Origin of the sequence: Streptomyces sp. NPDC048338, assembly GCF_043201055.1 — a bacterium.
Classification (GTDB): Bacteria; Actinomycetota; Actinomycetes; order Streptomycetales; family Streptomycetaceae; genus Streptomyces.
Window position 1 is genome coordinate 45,105 of record NZ_JBICYQ010000016.1, and the last position, 13,760, is coordinate 58,864.

The window sequence follows — 13,760 nt, forward strand, 5'->3', positions numbered from 1 at the left end:
ACAATGAAACCGCGGCCCTGTTGCCGCAAACGCGGTCAGACATGCAAGACGCCAGAAGGAGGCGAGTCGTATGGCCGACGTCTCTCACCGTCCTGGTGATATCAGGGGACACCCCGACGCGCCGGAAATGCGCGAGCGTTACTCGCGCATGCTCCAGACGCGAGGCGTGACGGCGGTCGAGGAACTGGTGATCCTCGCCGGCATCTACGCCGCGGTCTCCGCGTGGACGGTTCACTTCGCAGCAGCCCAACCGGAACTCGCGATCAGCAACCTGATCGTGGGCATCGCCGTCGCGGGTCTGGGGCTGTGCATGTCGATGGCTCCCGACCGGTCCCAGGACCTGAACTTCGTCGTCCTGCTGCTCGGCGCGTGGCTGATCGTCTCGCCGTGGATCGTCGCCCAGGACGCCGGAACCGGCGCGATCCTGAGCAACGTCATCACCGGCGCCTGCGTCTGCCTCTTCGCCCTCACGGCGGGCGGCCTGCTCATGAGCAAGACGAGAAAGTCGGGCTGACGTACCGAAACCACCCCCGGCGGCGTCGCGTCCTCTCCATCAGGACGCGGCGCCGCTCTTCGTGTACCGCCACGCCGAGGGCAAATCCACCCACACCGCCCCTCAACGCCCTCCCGCAGATAACGAATTGACCCACGCAGTTTCGGCCACATAAGTTCTGCGTAAGCTTGCTCCACAGGGACAGGCTCCCGTATGCATCCCAGTCCTTGGGGGGACAAAGTGAACTGGTACCTCGACGTTCTCAAGAAGTACGCAGTGTTCAGCGGCCGCGCGCGCCGCAAGGAATTCTGGATGTTCTACCTGTTCAACATCATCGCGCTGATCGTGCTCTCGATCGTCGACGCCGCGATCGGCATCCAGCTGCTGAGCACCATCTACATCCTCGCGATCATCATTCCGTACCTGGCGGTCGCCATCCGTCGTCTGCACGACACGGGCCGCTCCGGCTGGTGGCTCCTCATCGGCCTGGTCCCGCTCGTCGGCTCCATCATCCTCATCGTGTTCTGGGCGTCCGACGGTGAGCAGCAGCAGAACGCCCACGGCCCGAACCCGAAGCTGGCCCCGGCGTACTAGACACACCTCGTACGCAGCCCCCGGAAGGATTCCTTCCGGGGGCTTTGTGCATCCCCGTTTCCGTCACGGCGCCGACGTGAGGCCGCCGCAGGGCCGACGCGGGGCCGCGGACCCGTCCCCCTCGCGCGCACGGGAGGCGATCGCGCGTCACCGGATCCGGCAAGTCGCGGTCGTTCCCCCCGTGTTGTCCATATCGTGGTGATCATCCGTTGCACGATGTACACGAACAGAGGGGGACTGGTCCCGTGGAGCAGTTCGAGGGGCTCGAGCTCATCACCGTCACGAAGACCGCGGAACTGGAGTCCTGGTTGGAGGCCCACCACGCCGACACTCCCGGCGTCTGGCTGAGGATCGCCAAGAAGGGCAAGGGCGGCGAGTCGCTGACGATCCCGGAGGTGCTGGACTGCATGCTCTGCTTCGGCTGGATCGACGCGACGCGCAAGGGCGGCGACGGGGTGTACTACCACCAGAAGTACACGCGTCGGCGGCCGCGGAGCCTGTGGTCGATGGTGAACGTCCGCAAGGTGGAGGCGCTGGAGGCGGCGGGCCGGATGCGCGAGCCCGGGCTCAAGGAGGTGCAGGCGGCGAAGGACGACGGCCGCTGGGCCTCCGCCTACCCTTCGCAGGCCGAGGCGACGGTCCCCGACGACCTGGCGGCGGCTCTGGCCGCCGACGACCGGGCGCGGACCTTCTACGAGCAACTGGGCAGGACGGACCAGTACATGGTGATCCTGCGGTTGTGGCAGGCGCGCACGCCGAAGGGCCGCGCGGACCGGCTGGCCCGGATGGTGGGGCTCCTGGCGACGGGCGAGAAGGTGCGCTGAGGCGGAAGGCGCGCCGGGCGGCGCGGCCCCGCCGGGCTCCGGGTCCGCCGGGAGTGCGGGGTCAGCGGCGCCTGCGGTAGAGCACCTGGTGCGCGTCGAACTCGACGAAGGACGCGGCATGGGTCATGCCGACGGCCTCCAGGAGCCGCCGCGAGCGCGCGTTCGCCTCCTGGGTCACGGCGACCACGCTCGGCGTGCTTCCCAGGGCCTGTTCGACGGCCGCGGCCACCGCCTCACGGGCGTAGCCCTGCCCCCAGTGCTCGGGCAGGAACTGGTAGGAGACCTCCGTCTCGCCGTCCCGCGCGTCCGGCTCGACCGTCACCAGTCCGAGCAGCACACGGTCGGCGGCCCGCACGACCGCGTGGACGCCCGGCGCGCCCACCACCCGCTGCTGCCGGATGCGCACGATCCGCTCGGCGACCGGGCCGCCCAGATGACGCCGCACCTCCGGGTCGGTCCACAGCCGGGTGACGGCCGGCACGTCACCGGTCCGGACGGGCCGCAGCAGCAGCCGCTCGGTGGTGACGGTCGCCGCCTCGGGGCGGCGGCCTGCGGCTGGTACGGAGGAGATACCCATGCCTCCGATCATGGCAGCCCCGCCCGGCCGACCGGGACCGCGGCCCCCTGCGGCTCGGCCCCCCGGGCGCAAGTGGGCGGCGACCCCGACGGGGCGGGCGGCGAGGTGGACACGGCGCGCCGCAGACCGGGAGCCCGGCAAGATCGGCAAGTCGCCCCCTTGGGTCAGAGCAGCCTGCGCCGGATCGCCTCCAGGGCTCCGGGCCGGCGGCCCGGGACGCGTTCGCGCAGCTCGACCAGCGCGGGCGCCAACTCCCGTGCGCGCGAGGTGTCCTGGATCTGCTCCCACTGGTGGTGCGCCCGGTCGACGGCACCCTCGACGTCGGGGTCTCCGGGTCCCTGGCTCAGCCCGAGTCTGGCCTGGGCCGCGGAGAGCCACAACTCGCTGCTGCGGGCGGGCTCCCCGGCCAGCCGCGCCAGGTCGGCGCGCACCTCCATCCAGTGCACCGCCTCCTGCGACCGTGCGCCGTGCCGTCGCAGCGCCTCCTGTTCCCAGGCCACCGCCAGCGCCACGGCCTCTCCGTGCCGGCCGGCCTGCGCGGCGGCGAGGATCGCGGGGTGAGGGTCGTAGGCGCCGGGCGCGGGCGCGACCGGCTGCGGCGACGGAGTCGGGGCGGCGGCCGGAGCGGGCATCGGGGCGGGCGGCGGTACCTGGGGCGGCGCCGGAGCCGGCACAGGTACCGGTGCGGAGCCGGGCGCCGAAGCCGGGCCGGGCGCGGACACCGGAGTCCGCGCCTGTCGAGGCGCGGAAGCGCGGGGCGGGGGTGCCGCCTGGGCCGTCGCGCGGGCGGGACCCGGCGTGTCGGGAGAGGCCACCGCGGCACGGGGAACGGTCCGCCGGATCCTGGTCGTCGCGGTCTCACCGAGAGCCCCGGGCCCCGCGGTCGGCACCGCTCCCTTCTCCGCGGCCCCGGGCAACGGCATCCCGGGCAACGGCATCCCGGCCACCGCCACCCCGGCGGTCGGCACACCGATCACGGCCGCTCCGGACACCGTCGCTCCGACCGCCGCCACGCCGGGCCTGCCGCGCTCCCCCGCCCCCCGCTCCCCCGGCCCGTACGCATGCGCACCGGCCGCCGGCCCCGTGCCCCACTCGGCGCCCGCCGCCCCGGGAGCCCCCGGTGCCGCCCTCCCCGGTGTCAGCAGCAGCGCGTCCGGATCGGCCGTGCCGGCCGCCGCCTCCTCGTGGAGGGCGGCGAACGGCGGGCGGGCGCCCGTGCGCCAGATCGTGGCGAAGGCGCGGAGGTACTCCGGGGTCGCGGGTGCGCCGCGGCGCGGGGCCGGCAGGACCCGGCCGTAGAGCAGCGGGCCGGGGCCCAGGGAGAGGAGACCGGGGGCGGCGGTCAGCCGCTGCCACAGTTCCGCGTCGGCGACGAGGTCGACCACGACGGTGGTCGTTCCGGGCGCCCGCAGGGCGAGTTCACCCGCCAGCCAGTGCCAGGGAAGCCCGGTGTAGCGGAGCGTCGCGGCCGTGGTGCGCGCCAGGGCCAGGTGCGGCAGCTGCTGGCGGCGGTCCAGGTGCAACTGGCCCGCCAGGTAGACCGCCAGAGGTCCCGGGGCCGCCGCCGCGGCGCGCAGCCGGGTCAGGACCGTCTGCGGGTCCAGGGGGTCGGCCAGTTCGACGACCGTCGCCGCCGGCGTGCCGGTCAGCGCGCTCGGCGGCACCGCCGCCAGCGCCGGCAGCACCGAGGCCGCGTCCATCGCTCGTCCGCGCCCCGCGGGCGCTGCCGCCAGCAGCAGCGCCGTCCCCACCGTGTCCACCTCGTTGCTCACCACAGCAGCACCGTAACCTTCTTACCGGCACTTACCGTTACCATCCTGAGGGCCGATACCCGGCGGGCCTGAGGCATATGCCGCAAGCACCACCGTATCGAGTGTTGCCAAATCCCTTACGGCCTGTCGTCGCCTGTGCAACAGTCGTAACCGGGCCTCGTTCCACTTCCGGCCGTGCCGCGCCTGTATCGGAGTACGACATGCCGTCCCCCCGCTTCGCGGACCGTTCCGCCCAGCCGTCAGAGCATGGCACGGTGGACGCGTTGATCTCACAGACACGGCGTCTGCGCGGAGATGTCGACGCCGTACGCAGGGACGCCGTTCTGGACGAGGACGACCCCCAGAACCGCTGGCAGCGCGCCCTCTGCGATCTGGCCGTGCATCAACTCGACGACCTCGGCGCCCATCTCGGGCAGCTGAAGGACGGCCTGCCCGACGACCTGCCGACCACTCCCGGTGCCGCGTACGGCGGTGCTCCGGCACCCGCGCGCGCGTCCGCCGGTTCCCTGCTGAGCCGCGTCGGGAGCGCCGAGTGGAACCTGCTGACCGACGAGGTCAGCTGGTCCGAGGAGTTGTACCGGATCTTCGGCCGCACCGAGGAGAGCGGCCCCATGTCGCTCGACGAACTGCCGTCGATGGTCTTCGCCGAGGACCAGTCGCTGCTCCAGGCGATGGTGACGGACTGTCTGATCGACGGGAAGCCGATCGACGGCGAGTTCCGCATCGTCCGCACCGACGGCCGGGTCCGGACCCTGCACATGATGGGCGAGCCCGTCCTCGACCAGGACGGCTGCACCGCCTCCATGTGGGCCGTCTTACGGGACGTCAGCGAACTGCGCCGCAGCGAGCGCGCGGTCCGCGAGTCACGCGACTCCCTCCAGCGCCGTCGTCACGTCGAGCGCACCGAGCGCCGAGTCGCCGTCGAACTCCAGGAGGCCGTCCTCCCTCCGTGGCGCGGTTCGCTGAGCTTCGCCCACGGCGGCCCGGGCGCCCCGCTCGACGTGGCGGCCCACTACCTGCCGGCCGCCAGCACCGGCCTCATCGGCGGCGACTGGTACGACGCGCTCGCGCTTCCGGACGGGGACGCGCTGTTGACGGTCGGTGACCTCACCGGGCACGGCGTGTCGGCCACCTCCTCCATGGCCATGCTGCTGGGCGCGCTGCGCGGGATGGCGGTGGCGGGAATCCGCCCCGCGGCCCTCATGACGCACCTCAACCAGCTGCTCGAGACCTCGGTCCAGCCGGCCCTGGGCAGCGCGATGTGCTGCCGCTACGACCCGGCGCGCCAGACACTCTCCTGGGCGCAGGCCGGACACCCCGCCCCGCTGCTCTTCCGCGACGGGACGGGGCGCGCCCTGGCCAGGCCGGACGGGGTGCTGCTGGGCGCGACGGCCGCGGCCTCGTACGAGGAGGCGGACATCCGGCTGCTTCCCGGCGATCTGCTGATCCTGCACACGGACGGGCTGACCCGCGGCTGTGACGGGGACGACTCCGGCACGCAACGGCTGCTGGAGCTCGCGCCACGGCTGGCGGCGGCGCGGGACGCGCAGGACTGCGTCCGGTCGGTGGTCGCGGAGTTCGGCGAGGCGCCGCGCGAGGACGACGCCTGCGTGATGGTGGTCAGGGTCGGTCGGTAGGGGACCGGGAGAGCCTCGGCGAAGACAGGCGGTCCGGCTCCCGAGCTCGGACCGCGTGAGGGCGTGTCACTCCCGGGCGGTGGCCGCACACCGGCGCGACGGGGCACCATGCGGTGCCTCGTTTGAGGGCATACCGGCGGAGCCGGTGTGCCCTTGTGTGTACGTGCGGGTGCCTGCCCGTCATGCCCGCCAGGGCCTGGGCGTATGCGCGGGAGTGTGCGGAGTGGGGCACGTGAGTCCGTGCCCGTGACGTCGTACTCGGCGACTCGCCGTCAGACCGCGCCGGTCCCCGGCGTGCCGGCCGACGGTGTCGGCAGGGCGAGCGCGATCTCCTCGCGCAGGTCCTCGATCTTCGAGTAGCCGGCGTACTGCCCGGTCAGCCGGTACATCTCGCGCAGCCGGTCCCAGGTGCGGTGCGAGGAGGTGTCCCCCATCGACACGAGGGCGAGCCGGGCATAGCGGTCTGCCTGCTCCGGGTCGTCGGCGATGAAGCAGGCCGAGGCCAGCGAGATGTAGTCGAAGAGCTTCGAGCGGTTGTGGCCGTTGCGCCGGAGTTCGAGCGCCAGTTTGGCGTGGCGCTGCGCCGGGACGGCGGCGGCCGGGTCGTGCTCCGCCAGGGTGCGGTAGGCGAGCGCCTGCATGCCGTGCATGTCGGCGTCGTCGAAGTTCTGCATCCAGCTCGGCGGCGGGACGTTCGCCCTGTCCGAGACGAAGAGGTCCTCGGCCTCGCCGAGCGTGCGCCGCATGGCCTGGCCCTTGCCCATGGACGCCTGGGCCCATGCCTCGATGGTGTGCAGCATCGCCTGCGTCCGGGGCAGTACCTCGTCGCCCGAGCCGGACTTGGCGAGCTTCATCAGGTCGAGCGCGTCGTCGGGCCGGCCGAGGTGCACCATCTGACGGGCGGCGCGGGACAGCGCCTCGCCGGCCCGCGGCCGGTCGCCGCCCTCGCGTGCCGCGTGGGCGGCGATCACGAAGTACTTCTGGGCGGTCGGTTCGAGGCCGACGTCGTGCGACATCCAGCCGGCCAGCACGGCCAGGTTGGCGGCGACGCCCCAGAGGCGGCGCTGGAGATGGTCGGGGTGGTGGTAGGCGAGCATGCCGCCCACCTCGTTGAGCTGCCCCACGACCGCCTTGCGCTGGAGTCCGCCTCCGCGCGCCGCGTCCCAGGCCCGGAACACCTCGACCGAGCGTTCCAGGGCCTCGATCTCCTGCGACCCGATGGGGGCGGCCTCGTAGCGGTCGAACCCGGCGGGGTCGGCGTGCAGGGGATCGGTCCGGCGGGGGGCGGCGGACGGACGGGTGGGTTCGGTGTGCAGCCAGTCGTGCATGGCACTGGTGAGTACGGAGCCGGCGGCGAGCGCGGCTCCCGCGCCCACCATGCCGCGTCGGTTGAGCATGAGGTCCATTCCCGTGAATTCGGTGAGGACCGCCGCCGTACGCTCGGGCGCCCAAGGCAGCCCGTCAGGGTTGTCGGTTTTCCTGACGTTCTGCCGTTTCCCGGCGCCACCGCGTCGTACGAACCCGAGGTCCTCGATGGTCACGACACGGCCGAGTCGCTCGGTGAACAGTGCTGCCAGCACCCGGGGGACGGGATCGCGAGGGGTCTCCCCCAGGTCGATCCACCGCCGCACCCGCGAGGTGTCGGTCGCCAGCTGCGGGTGGCCCATGGCCGCCGCCTGCCGGTTGACGAGTCTCGCGAGTTCGCCCTTGGACCAGCCGGCCAGGCCGAAGAGGTCTGCCAGGCGGGTGTTGGTTTGTCCGGTCACGTCTAAGCCCCCAGGTTCTCGGCTGAGTTGACAGTAACCCCCTGTCATAGGGCTGGCGACTATTCGCCAGGGTTCGCCAGGGTGCGCCCGATGTTCCGCCACCCGCGCCCGGGTGTCAGGTAGGAACGCGCCACCCCGCCCCGGTAACCGGCCCACATTCCCCAGGGTGCGGCCCGGAGGCCGGGCGGGGCGACGCACGCAACTCGTCGGCACACGAAGGGATCTGTTTCCTCCATGTACACAGCATCGTCCTCCGTGTCCGCCCCGCCCCGGCCCCAGCACCGCACCGTGCCGGTCGGCAGCGGACCGTACCTCGCCCCCGTGACGCAGCCGGGCCGGGCCAGGCGCTGGGTGGCGAACGCCGCCCAGCCGCTCAGCGGACGCATCGACCTCTCGGGTCCGCAGGGCGCGCAGTTGAGGATGGCCATCGCGTCCGTCCACCGGATCTGCCCGGAGTTCAACCCCGTCCAGGTGCTGCGCCGCAGCGGCCGCTCCGTCCTCATCGTGGGGGCGACGGGACGCACGACGGCGGTCGCGAAGTGCTTACTCGACCACTCCCCCGCGTGGGTCGAGCGGTTCCAGCACGAAATAGCCGCCTACCGCTCCTTCGTCCGGCACCGCCCGCCGGTACGGGCCCCCCGGCTCGTCGCCGCCGACCCGGACAACTGCACGCTGGTCATCGAGCGGATGCCCGGACGCGCGGCGGCGCTCACGCGCCACCCCGTGGAGGCGCCGCCCCGTGCGGACGTCCGGGCCGCGCTCGGCGCGGTCGCCCGGCTCAACGCCTGGCGCCCGCCGGCCGGCACCTTCGACGCCCCGCTCGACTACGCCTCGCGGATCTCGCGGTACCACGAGCTGGGCCTGTTCACCGACCGGGACCGCGACGACCTGCAGAAGCTGCTGCACGGCCTGGCGCACGCCGGTGGCCGTCAGGGCATGGGGCAGTTCTGTCACGGCGACGCCCTGCTCTCCAACATCCTGCTCTCCCCCACCGGCCCCGTGCTCGTCGACTGGGAGCACGCCGGCTGGTACCTGCCCGGATACGACCTGGCGACCGTCTGGGCGGTGCTCGGTGACGCGCCGCTGGCCCGGCGCCAGATCAGCCAACTCGCGCAGCAGGCGGGACCGGCGTCCCGGGACGCCTTCCTGGTCAACCTGATGATCGTGCTGACGCGGGAGATCCGTACCTACGAGACCGCGGTGCAGCGGACCATGAGGGAGGCGCCGCCCGCCGGTTCGATCCCCGTCCCGTCGGGCACGGTCTCGCCCGGTGAGGAGCAGCGGCGGCTGCTGCGGCGCCTGCACGACGACTGCGCCATGGCGCGGCGGGCCGTGCGCGCCGCGGTCGGCACCCGCTGAGGCACGCCGGACCAGGAGACGGAAGCACGCCCCGCGTGCCCGGTGCCGAGAGCACCGGGCACGCGGGGCGTCGCCGTGTCCGGAGGAGACACCCCGCGGCCGTGCGCCTTCCCACCGTGCGCGCGCACGGCGCCTCCCCGGTCCGCGTCGAGGGCGGCACGGACCCCGCGCCGGGTCGCGACCGCCCCGCTCGGGACGGCGGCATTGGTCCACTCCACTGACGCGCCGCAGGCCCGCGCACTACCGTCGCGAAACTCCGGCACACCGCTTCTGACATGGGAAATCCCGTGTGGTGAGGGGTGATTGACGGATCGTCCGGGAGCCGATACCCCTGTACGGGTCCAGCCCCGCACGCCCCGTCGTCACCCCCCGCCTCCGGAGGCTGCCTTGCACCGATCCGCGTCCCCCAGACGTGTCACCCGAGCGGCGGGCGCCGTGGCGTCCGCCGCTCTGCTCTTCCCGCTGCTCGCCGCCACGCCGTCCGCCACGGCCCGGCCGGAGGATTCCGGCAGCCTGCAGCGGCAGTTCACCGCCGCCGCCGAGCGCCAGGGCGTGCCGCGGAGCGTCCTCCTCGCCGTGTCGTACCTCCAGTCGAGGTGGGACACGCACGGCGGGGCGCCGAGCGTGACCGGCGGCTACGGCCCGATGCACCTGACGGACGCCGTGACGGCCCTCGCCGAGGCACCGCACCACTCGCACGGCGAGGAGGACGCCCGCGGCGACGACGCGCGCGCCCCCCGGACCGCGGCCGGCGCCGCGACCGCCGTGGCGACGACCGCGCCACCGACGGCCGAGCAGCTTCCCGCGCGCCTCAGGACGCTGGAGCGAGCGGCCCGTGCGTCGGGGATCCCCGCGGAGGAGCTGCGGACGAGCACGGCGGCGAACATCGAGGGCGGGGCCGCCCTGCTGGCCGCCGCCCAACGGGAGTCGGGCCGGCCGCTGAGCGCCGACCCGGCCGACTGGTACGGCGCCGTGGCCCGCTACTCCGGTGCGGACGACACGGCGACGGCGTCGACGTACGCGAACGACGTGTACGAGGTGATCCGCTCCGGCGAGACCCGGACGACCGACAGCGGCCAGGTGGTCACGCTGGCGGCCGTCCCGGACGTGGCGCCCGCCACGGGGCAGCTCGCCGCGCTCGGGCTGCGGACCGCGGACGCCGGCCCGACCGAGTGCCCGCGGACGGTGGCCTGCGAGTGGATCCCGGCGCCGTACGAGGAGTTCGGCGACGGGGACTACGGCAACCACGACAAGGGGAACCGGCCGGTGTCGCAGTCGATCGACTACATCGTCGTGCACGACACCGAGGCGTCCTGGGACGTCACCCTCAAGCTCGTGCAGGACCCGACGTACGTGTCCTGGCAGTACTCGCTGCGTTCCTCGGACGGGCACATCGCCCAGCATCTGCCGCTCAAGGACGTCGGCTGGCACGCGGGCAACTGGTTCGTGAACGCCAAGTCGGTGGGCCTGGAGCACGAGGGCTTCCTGACCTCGCCGGACGCCTGGTACACGGAGGCGATGTACCGGACCTCGGCGCGGCTGGTGCGGTACCTCGCCCAGCGCTACGACATCCCGCTGGACCGTCAGCACATCCTGGGGCACGACACCGTGCCGGGGACGACCACGGCGACGATCCGCGGCATGCACACGGACCCGGGTCCGTACTGGGACTGGGCGCACTACTTCCGGCTGCTCGGCCGGCCCATCACTCCGAGCGCGGGTCCCCACGCGGGCGTGGTGACGATCCGTCCCGACTACAGCGCGAACCAGCCGGTCTACACGGGATGCGTGACGGCGGGCCAGGCGTGTGCCCCGCACGGCAGCAACGCCGTCCGGCTGCACACCGCGCCGAGCGCCGACGCCCCGCTGGTGAAGGACGTCGGCCTGTACCCGGGCGGCCAGGACTCCACGACCGGGGTCAACGACACCGGTGCGCGGGCGTCGACGGGCCAGCAGTTCGCGGTGGCGGAGCGGCGGGGGGACTGGACGGCGATCTGGTACCTCGGTCAGATCGCCTGGTTCCACAACCCGGCGGCGCGGCCGACGGCGGTGAACGCGCGCGCCCTGGTGCTGACGCCCAAGGAGGGGGCGGCGTCGGTCCCGGTGTACGGGCGCGCCTACCCGGAGGCGTCGGCGTACCCGGCGGGCGTCCCGGTCCAGGCGGTGTCGCCACTGCCGTACCGGCTGCTCGCCGGCCAGCGGTACGTGGTGGGCGACCGGACCCCGGGCGAGTACTACTTCGCGCCGGTGTTCGACACCACGGGCCACACGGTGGTGCGGGGGCAGGAGGAGTACTACGAGATCCAGTTCGGCCACCGGGTGGCCTTTGTGAAGGCCGCTGACGTGCGGGTTTCTCGCGGCTGAGGTCGACCGGCGCGGAGCGGCGGAGGGTGTCGGCGGACCGTGGGTTCACCGGCACCCTCAGCCGTTCATATGACTACCCTCGGGACGGCGTGCGCCGTACGGGCGACGGGTAATGCTGGGCGGGCATCCGCCCCGCTCGACCGCGCTCACCGGAAAGGCCCCGCACGCATGGCTCAGCCCTTCGTTCTGCCGGATTTCTACGTCCCGTATCCGGCGCGGCTCAACCCCCATGTGGAGGAAGCCCGTTCGCACACCCGGGAGTGGGCGCGGACGATGGGGATGCTGGAGGGCTCCGGCGTCTGGGAGGAGCACGACCTCGAGTCGCACGACTACGCCCTGCTGTGTTCCTACACCCACCCGGACTGCGACGCCGAGGCGTTGTCGCTGGTGACCGACTGGTACACCTGGGTGTTCTTCTTCGACGACCACTTCCTGGAGGTCTTCAAGCGCACCCAGGACCGCTCCGGTGGCAAGGCGTACCTGGACCGGCTGCCGCTGTTCATGCCGAGCGACCCGGCGACGGCCGTGCCCGAGCCGACGAACCCCGTCGAGGCCGGACTCACGGACCTCTGGCGGCGCACGGTGCCGGCCATGTCGCCATCCTGGCGGGAACGGTTCGCCGAGGCCACCGAGGCGCTGCTGTACGAGTCCCTCTGGGAGCTCGACAACATCAACGCGGGACGCGTCGCCAACCCCGTCGAGTACATCGAGATGCGGCGCAAGGTGGGCGGTGCCCCCTGGTCCGCCGGGCTCGTCGAGTACGCGGCCGGCGCCGAGGTCCCCGAGCGGGTGGCCGGCAGCCGGCCCCTGCTCGTCCTGCGGGACGCCTTCTCGGACGCCGTCCACCTCCGCAACGACCTCTTCTCGTACCAGCGGGAGGTGGAGGACGAAGGGGAGAACAGCAACGGCGTCCTCGTCCTGGAGCGGTTCCTCGGCTGCACCACGCAGGAGGCGGCCGAGGCGGTCAACGACCTGCTGACGTCACGGTTGCAGCAGTTCGAGAACACGGCGCTCACCGAGGTGCCCGGGCTCTGTCTGGAGAAGGGGCTGAACCCGGCGGAGTGCGCGGCCGTGGCGGCGTACACCAAGGGGCTCCAGGACTGGCAGTCCGGCGGCCACGAGTGGCACCTGCGGTCCAGCCGGTACATGAACGAGGGCGTGGAGAGCGGCCCTTCACGGCTCGACGGGGTGCTCGGCACCTCGGCGCTCGACGTCCGGACGCTGTTCGGCCGGCCGGCCGCCGCCCGGCTGCGCGCCCACACCCATGTGCCGCACCAGCAGGTCGGCGCCTCCCTGCTGCCCGAATTCGACCTGCCCTACCCCCTGTCGCTCAACCCGCACCACCGGGAGGCGCTGCGGCGCTCGGTGGACTGGGCCGAGGGCATGGGGCTGTTGGAGGACGTCTGGGACCGGCCGATGCTGGAGGGCTTCGACTTCGCGCTCTGCTCGGCGGGCCTGGATCCGGACGGCACCCTGGAGGAGCTGGAGCTCAGTGCGGAGTGGCTGACCTGGGGCACCTACGGGGACGACTACTACCCGCTCGTCTTCGGGCGGCCTCGTGACCTGGCCGGTGCCAGGCAGTGCACCGAGCGGCTCAAGACCTGCATGCCGGTGCAGGAGCCGGCGACCGGACCGGGTCTCGCCGTGAGCCCGATGGAGCGGGCGCTCGCCGATCTGTGGGCCCGCACGGCCGGCCCCCTGCGCCACGAGGCCCGCCGCACGCTGCGCGAGGCGATCGACCTCATGCTCGACAGCTGGCTGTGGGAGCTGCACAACCAGGCGCAGCACCGGGTCCCCGATCCGGTGGACTACATCGAGATGCGCCGCCGGACCTTCGGCTCCGACCTGACGATGCTGCTCTGCCGGCTGCGGCGGGCCGACGCGCTGCCTCCGGCGGTCCACCGGACCCGGACCGTCACCCGGCTGGAGAACTCCGCCGCGGACTACGCCGCCCTCCTCAACGACCTGTTCTCCTATCAGAAGGAGATCGAGGTGGAGGGCGAGGTGCACAACGGTGTGCTGGTGCTCCAGAAGTTCTTCGACTGCGACTACCCGACGGCCGTGGCGATGGTCGACGACCTGATGCGCGGGCGGCTGCGGCAGTTCGAGCATGTGAAGAGGCACGAAGTCCCTTTGTTGTACGAGGACTTCGACCTGGACGCGAAGGGCCGGGCGGCGTTCGAGGCGTATCTGCGCGAGCTGGAGGACTGGCTGGCCGGAGTCCTCAACTGGCACCGGAGCGTACGCCGTTACGCGGAGGGCGACGTCCACGCGGGCAGCGGTACGGCGCTGCTGCGCCGGGGGCCCACCGGGATGGGCACCTCGGCGGCCCGGCTGGCGGCCCTGCTGGGCTCCGCCGGGCGGTGACCGCGGC

At 72.9% G+C, this 13,760-nt stretch carries 10 protein-coding genes; 7 read left to right on the top strand and 3 right to left on the bottom strand.

Going from position 1 to position 13,760, the window contains the following annotated elements; translation table 11 throughout:
* The first annotated feature begins 148 nt into the window (after nt 1-148).
* The 3 genes from ACGFZF_RS32005 to ACGFZF_RS32015 all read left to right on the top strand — a co-directional run bounded on the left by ACGFZF_RS32005 (nt 149) and on the right by ACGFZF_RS32015 (nt 1,911).
* Nucleotides 149-514 (top strand): SPW repeat protein, encoded by a 366-nt coding sequence (locus tag ACGFZF_RS32005; RefSeq protein ID WP_393559879.1) that lies wholly within the window; start codon nt 149-151, stop codon nt 512-514.
* A gap of 219 nt (nt 515-733) precedes the next feature.
* Nucleotides 734-1,087, top strand: coding sequence for a DUF805 domain-containing protein (locus tag ACGFZF_RS32010; RefSeq protein WP_356606974.1), 354 nt, complete (start codon nt 734-736; stop codon nt 1,085-1,087).
* Nucleotides 1,088-1,332: 245 nt separating this feature from the next.
* A complete protein-coding gene (locus ACGFZF_RS32015; protein ID WP_393559881.1) occupies nt 1,333-1,911 on the top strand; it encodes a YdeI family protein in 579 nt (192 codons plus the stop codon).
* A 61-nt stretch (nt 1,912-1,972) separates the two neighbouring features.
* On the opposite strand, the gene ACGFZF_RS32020 is transcribed toward ACGFZF_RS32015, so the two are convergent.
* On the bottom strand, nt 1,973-2,488 hold the full coding sequence (locus tag ACGFZF_RS32020; protein WP_393559883.1) for a GNAT family N-acetyltransferase: 516 nt from the start codon (nt 2,486-2,488) through the stop codon (nt 1,973-1,975).
* Between the two features lie 164 nt (nt 2,489-2,652).
* On the bottom strand, nt 2,653-4,263 hold the full coding sequence (locus ACGFZF_RS32025; protein ID WP_393559885.1) for a hypothetical protein: 1,611 nt from the start codon (nt 4,261-4,263) through the stop codon (nt 2,653-2,655).
* 197 nt (nt 4,264-4,460) lie between these two features.
* Between ACGFZF_RS32025 and ACGFZF_RS32030 the strand changes: the two genes are divergently transcribed.
* The gene (locus tag ACGFZF_RS32030; RefSeq protein WP_393559887.1) at nt 4,461-5,897 is read left to right on the top strand and encodes a PP2C family protein-serine/threonine phosphatase; all 1,437 of its coding nucleotides are present in this window, start codon (nt 4,461-4,463) and stop codon (nt 5,895-5,897) included.
* Between the two features lie 272 nt (nt 5,898-6,169).
* Here the strand turns inward: ACGFZF_RS32030 and ACGFZF_RS32035 are convergent, their stop codons facing one another.
* Complete coding sequence (locus tag ACGFZF_RS32035; RefSeq protein ID WP_356606962.1) at nt 6,170-7,663, bottom strand: hypothetical protein; 1,494 nt, start codon at nt 7,661-7,663, stop codon at nt 6,170-6,172.
* Between the two features lie 234 nt (nt 7,664-7,897).
* Between ACGFZF_RS32035 and ACGFZF_RS32040 the strand changes: the two genes are divergently transcribed.
* The 3 genes from ACGFZF_RS32040 to ACGFZF_RS32050 all read left to right on the top strand — a co-directional run bounded on the left by ACGFZF_RS32040 (nt 7,898) and on the right by ACGFZF_RS32050 (nt 13,753).
* Nucleotides 7,898-9,022, top strand: a complete 1,125-nt coding sequence (locus ACGFZF_RS32040) for an aminoglycoside phosphotransferase family protein (RefSeq protein WP_393559889.1) — start codon at nt 7,898-7,900, stop codon at nt 9,020-9,022.
* 387 nt (nt 9,023-9,409) lie between these two features.
* Nucleotides 9,410-11,386 (top strand): N-acetylmuramoyl-L-alanine amidase, encoded by a 1,977-nt coding sequence (locus ACGFZF_RS32045; RefSeq protein ID WP_393559891.1) that lies wholly within the window; start codon nt 9,410-9,412, stop codon nt 11,384-11,386.
* Nucleotides 11,387-11,554: 168 nt separating this feature from the next.
* Nucleotides 11,555-13,753 (top strand): germacradienol/geosmin synthase, encoded by a 2,199-nt coding sequence (locus ACGFZF_RS32050; protein ID WP_393559893.1) that lies wholly within the window; start codon nt 11,555-11,557, stop codon nt 13,751-13,753.
* Nucleotides 13,754-13,760 lie beyond the last annotated feature (7 nt).

Bases quoted from the DNA above. Each gene is read 5' to 3' on its own strand.
- ACGFZF_RS32005 (WP_393559879.1), top strand. From the start codon at position 149: ATGCTCCAGACGCGAGGCGTGACGGCGGTCGAGGAACTGGTGATCCTC.
- ACGFZF_RS32020 (WP_393559883.1), bottom strand. From the start codon at position 2,488: ATGGGTATCTCCTCCGTACCAGCCGCAGGCCGCCGCCCCGAGGCGGCG.
- ACGFZF_RS32030 (WP_393559887.1), top strand. From the start codon at position 4,461: ATGCCGTCCCCCCGCTTCGCGGACCGTTCCGCCCAGCCGTCAGAGCAT.
- ACGFZF_RS32040 (WP_393559889.1), top strand. From the start codon at position 7,898: ATGTACACAGCATCGTCCTCCGTGTCCGCCCCGCCCCGGCCCCAGCAC.
- ACGFZF_RS32050 (WP_393559893.1), top strand. From the start codon at position 11,555: ATGGCTCAGCCCTTCGTTCTGCCGGATTTCTACGTCCCGTATCCGGCG.